Below are 5,366 nucleotides of genomic sequence, written 5' to 3'. Positions count from 1 at the left end.
ACTCTCCCACACCCTGGCGAGTGCAGTACCATCGGCGCTGAAGGGCTTAGCTTCCGGGTTCGGAATGTGACCGGGCGTTTCCCACTTCGCTATAACCACCGTAACACTATGAAACTAACCATCATGATCTGACTGGATGTGGTTGTTGTTTCAGAATTACACAGGGACGCGAGCACCAGAACAATTGGTGATGTTTTAAGTTGTCGGTTTATTAGTACCGGTCAGCTTCACTCATTACTGAGCTTCCACATCCGGCCTATCAACCCCATCGTCTCTGGGGAACCTCTCAACACCGTAGTGTTATGGAAACCTTATCTTGAAGCGTGCTTCCCGCTTAGATGCTTTCAGCGGTTATCACTTCCGAACGTAGCCAATCAGCCGTGCCCTTGGCAGAACAACTGACACACCAGAGGTTCGTCCATCCCGGTCCTCTCGTACTAGGGACAGGTCTTCTCAAGTTTCCTACGCGCACAGCGGATAGGGACCGAACTGTCTCACGACGTTCTAAACCCAGCTCGCGTACCGCTTTAATGGGCGAACAGCCCAACCCTTGGGACCTACTCCAGCCCCAGGATGCGACGAGCCGACATCGAGGTGCCAAACCATGCCGTCGATATGAGCTCTTGGGCAAGATCAGCCTGTTATCCCCGGGGTACCTTTTATCCGTTGAGCGACGGCGCTTCCACAAGCCACCGTCGGGTCACTAGTCCCCACTTTCGTGCCTGCTCGACATGTCTGTCTCACAGTCAAGCTCCCTTGTGCACTTACACTCAAAACCTGATTGCCAACCAGGCTGAGGGAACCTTTGGGCGCCTCCGTTACCCTTTGGGAGGCAACCGCCCCAGTTAAACTACCCATCAGGCACTGTCCCTGATCCGGATCACGGACCGAAGTTAGGAGCTCAATACGACCAGAGTGGTATTTCAACAATGACTCCACACCAGCTGGCGCCAATGCTTCACAGTCTCCCACCTATCCTACACAAGCCGTACCGAACACCAATACCAAACTGTAGTAAAGGTCCCGGGGTCTTTCCGTCCTGCTGCGCGTAACGAGCATCTTTACTCGTACTGCAATTTCGCCGAGTTCGTGGTTGAGACAGTGGAGAAGTCGTTACGCCATTCGTGCAGGTCGGAACTTACCCGACAAGGAATTTCGCTACCTTAGGATGGTTATAGTTACCACCGCCGTTTACTGGGGCTTAAATTCTCAGCTTCGCCACACAAGGTGACTAACCAGTCCTCTTAACCTTCCAGCACCGGGCAGGCGTCAGTCCGTATACATCGAATTACTTCTTCGCACGGACCTGTGTTTTTAGTAAACAGTCGCTTCTCCCTGGTCTCTGCGACCCTCACCCCTAGCACGCAAGTGCTTCAAGGCTTGGGCCCCCCTTCTCCCGAAGTTACGGGGGCATTTTGCCGAATTCCTTAACCACGATTCACTCGATCGCCTTAGTATTCTCTACCTAACCACCTGAGTCGGTTTGGGGTACGGGCGGCTCGAACCTCGCTAGAAGTTTTTCTCGACAGCATAGGATCACCCTACTTCCCACATACGTGGTCACCATCACATCTCAGCCAATACGACGTCCGGATTTGCCTAGACGTTCGGCCTACATGCTTGAACGGGGACAACCATCGCCCCGCGGAGGCTACCTTCCTGCGTCACTCCATCGCTTACCTACTACACGATCGGGTCCCACGCTCCCCACACACGCGAGGACCGAAGTCCTCAATGGTGTGGTTCGGGTGGTTAGCATCCCATGGTTCAGTATGGGCGGTTCTTCGCCGGTTCCGGAATATCAACCGGATGTCCATCGACTACGCCTGTCGGCCTCGCCTTAGGTCCCGACTTACCCAGGGCAGATTAGCTTGACCCTGGAACCCTTGGTTATTCGGCGGACGGGTTTCTCACCCGTCATTCGCTACTCATGCCTGCATTCTCACTCGTGTAGCATCCACGACTCGATCACTCGGCCGCTTCACTCGCCACACGACGCTCCCCTACCCAACAACACCCCCGTTAAGGGTATGTGTGTCATTGCCACAGCTTCGGTGATGTGCTTGAGCCCCGCTACATTGTCGGCGCGGAATCACTTGACCAGTGAGCTATTACGCACTCTTTAAAGGGTGGCTGCTTCTAAGCCAACCTCCTGGTTGTCACAGCAACTCCACATCCTTTCCCACTTAGCACACGCTTAGGGACCTTAGCTGATGATCTGGGCTGTTTCCCTCTCGACTACGAAGCTTATCCCCCGCAGTCTCACTGCCACGCTCTCACTTACCGGCATTCGGAGTTTGGTTGACGTCAGTAACCCGGTGGGGCCCATCAGCCATCCAGTAGCTCTACCTCCGGCAAGAAACACGCGACGCTGCACCTAAATGCATTTCGGGGAGAACCAGCTATCACGGAGTTTGATTGGCCTTTCACCCCTACCCACAGCTCATCCCCTCAGTTTTCAACCTAAGTGGGTTCGGTCCTCCACGCCGTCTTACCGGCGCTTCAACCTGGCCATGGGTAGATCACTCCGCTTCGGGTCTAGACCCAGCGACTCAAACGCCCTGTTCGGACTCGCTTTCGCTACGGCTACCCCACACGGGTTAACCTCGCCACTGAGCACTAACTCGCAGGCTCATTCTTCAAAAGGCACGCCGTCACCCCACATAGAGGCTCCGACGGATTGTAAGCACACGGTTTCAGGATCTATTTCACTCCCCTCCCGGGGTTCTTTTCACCTTTCCCTCACGGTACTAGTCCGCTATCGGTCACCAGGGAATATTTAGGCTTAGCAGGTGGTCCTGCCAGATTCACACGAGATTTCACGGGCCCCGTGCTACTTGGGAAACAGCACAACACAGCCAATTATGTTTCGTCTACGGGAGTCGCACCCTCTACGCCCAGCCATTCAAAACTGTTCGACTACACAACCGGTTTCTTACTGCGCACCCTGCTGTCAGACAAGGTCAGCACTGTCCCACAACCCCACAACCGCAACCCCTGACAGGTCTCACACGATCATGGTTTAGCCTCATCCGCTTTCGCTCGCCACTACTCACGGAATCACTCTTGTTTTCTCTTCCTGTGGGTACTGAGATGTTTCACTTCCCCACGTTCCCTCCCAACACCCTATGTGTTCAGGTGCAGGTGACCAGACATGATTCTGGTCGGGTTTCCCCATTCGGAAATCCCCGGATCACAGCCTGTTTATCGACTCCCCGAGGCATATCGCAGATTACAACGTCCTTCATCGGTTCCTGGTGCCAAGGCATCCACCGTGTGCCCTTAAAAACTTAAAGATCACAGATACTAGATGCTCGCGTCCACTGTGTAATTCTCAAACAACACGCCACACACCAACCAACCCACCACAACCACACCCGAACCCTCACAGGTCCTCACGTGCAGTCGTTCGTGGCCGGGCTGTCAGTGCCAGCCAAACCCCAGAACACGCATGATGCATGTCCTGAGAACCCAACAACGCGCCAATCACACCCACCACCCCACCTCGGCCGGCCCGTTCCCCACACCATCCGAAGACAGTGTCGTACTTGAGCCTGCTCGAGCGAGCAGTGCGTGCACCATGATCATCGTTCCACCCAGCACACTCCCATCACACACGCGGTGATGCAAGAGCTCATGTGCTCCTTAGAAAGGAGGTGATCCAGCCGCACCTTCCGGTACGGCTACCTTGTTACGACTTAGTCCCAATCGCCAGTCCCACCTTCGACGGCTCCCCCCACAAGGGTTAGGCCACCGGCTTCGGGTGTTACCAACTTTCGTGACTTGACGGGCGGTGTGTACAAGGCCCGGGAACGTATTCACCGCAGCGTTGCTGATCTGCGATTACTAGCGACTCCGACTTCATGGGGTCGAGTTGCAGACCCCAATCCGAACTGAGACCGGTTTTTTGGGATTAGCTCCACCTCACAGTTTCGCAACCCTCTGTACCGGCCATTGTAGCATGCGTGAAGCCCAAGACATAAGGGGCATGATGATTTGACGTCATCCCCACCTTCCTCCGAGTTGACCCCGGCAGTCTCCCATGAGTCCCCACCATTACGTGCTGGCAACATGGAACGAGGGTTGCGCTCGTTGCGGGACTTAACCCAACATCTCACGACACGAGCTGACGACAACCATGCACCACCTGTACACCAGTCCGAAGACGCACACATCTCTGCATGATTCCGGTGTATGTCAAGCCTTGGTAAGGTTCTTCGCGTTGCATCGAATTAATCCGCATGCTCCGCCGCTTGTGCGGGCCCCCGTCAATTCCTTTGAGTTTTAGCCTTGCGGCCGTACTCCCCAGGCGGGGCGCTTAATGCGTTAGCTGCGGCACGGAACTCGTGGAATGAGCCCCACACCTAGCGCCCAACGTTTACGGCATGGACTACCAGGGTATCTAATCCTGTTCGCTCCCCATGCTTTCGCTTCTCAGCGTCAGTAATGGCCCAGAGACCTGCCTTCGCCATCGGTGTTCCTCCTGATATCTGCGCATTTCACCGCTACACCAGGAATTCCAGTCTCCCCTACCATACTCTAGTCTGCCCGTACCCACTGCAGAACCGGAGTTAAGCCCCGGTCTTTCACAGCAGACGCGACAAACCGCCTACAAGCTCTTTACGCCCAATAATTCCGGACAACGCTCGCACCCTACGTATTACCGCGGCTGCTGGCACGTAGTTAGCCGGTGCTTCTTCTCCAGGTACCGTCACGTTAGCTTCGTCCCTGGTGAAAGAGGTTTACAACCCGAAGGCCGTCATCCCTCACGCGGCGTCGCTGCATCAGGCTTTCGCCCATTGTGCAATATTCCCCACTGCTGCCTCCCGTAGGAGTCTGGGCCGTGTCTCAGTCCCAGTGTGGCCGGTCGCCCTCTCAGGCCGGCTACCCGTCGTCGCCTTGGTAGGCCATTACCCCACCAACAAGCTGATAGGCCGCGAGTCCATCCCCCACCAAAAAATCTTTCCACCAACACACCATGCAGTGATTGGTCATATCCAGTATTAGACCCAGTTTCCCAGGCTTATCCCAGAGTAGGGGGCAGGTTACTCACGTGTTACTCACCCGTTCGCCACTAATCCACACCAGCAAGCTGGCGCTTCATCGTTCGACTTGCATGTGTTAAGCACGCCGCCAGCGTTCGTCCTGAGCCAGGATCAAACTCTCCGTTAAAAAAATCTGTATCCCAGCCGAAATCAAACGGTGACACCACACCACCACCCACAAAAAAGGTGATCGTGTGTCTTGTATCTATCCATCAAACATCAGCCAGAACAACACCAGCCATAAGGCCAGCAAAAATTGTTGTTTGGCGATGATCACATCGGCACGCTGTTGAGTTCTCAAAACACCATCACACACCATCA

3 rRNA genes are annotated in these 5,366 nt (G+C 55.0%); all 3 read right to left on the bottom strand.

Annotated features, from left to right (window positions below):
• Positions 1-103 (bottom strand): 5S ribosomal RNA (gene rrf / locus IM689_RS14470); the annotation flags it as partial.
• An 88-nt stretch (positions 104-191) separates the two neighbouring features.
• Positions 192-3,296, bottom strand: a 23S ribosomal RNA gene (locus IM689_RS14465).
• A gap of 353 nt (positions 3,297-3,649) precedes the next feature.
• Positions 3,650-5,172 (bottom strand): 16S ribosomal RNA (locus IM689_RS14460).
• Between the last annotated feature and the right edge of the window lie 194 nt (positions 5,173-5,366).

Source organism: Dermacoccus barathri (assembly GCF_015070805.1).
GTDB lineage: Bacteria > Actinomycetota > Actinomycetes > Actinomycetales > Dermatophilaceae > Dermacoccus > Dermacoccus abyssi.
The sequence above is the reverse complement of the archived record's forward strand: the minus strand, read 5'-3'. Positions and strand labels throughout refer to the sequence as shown.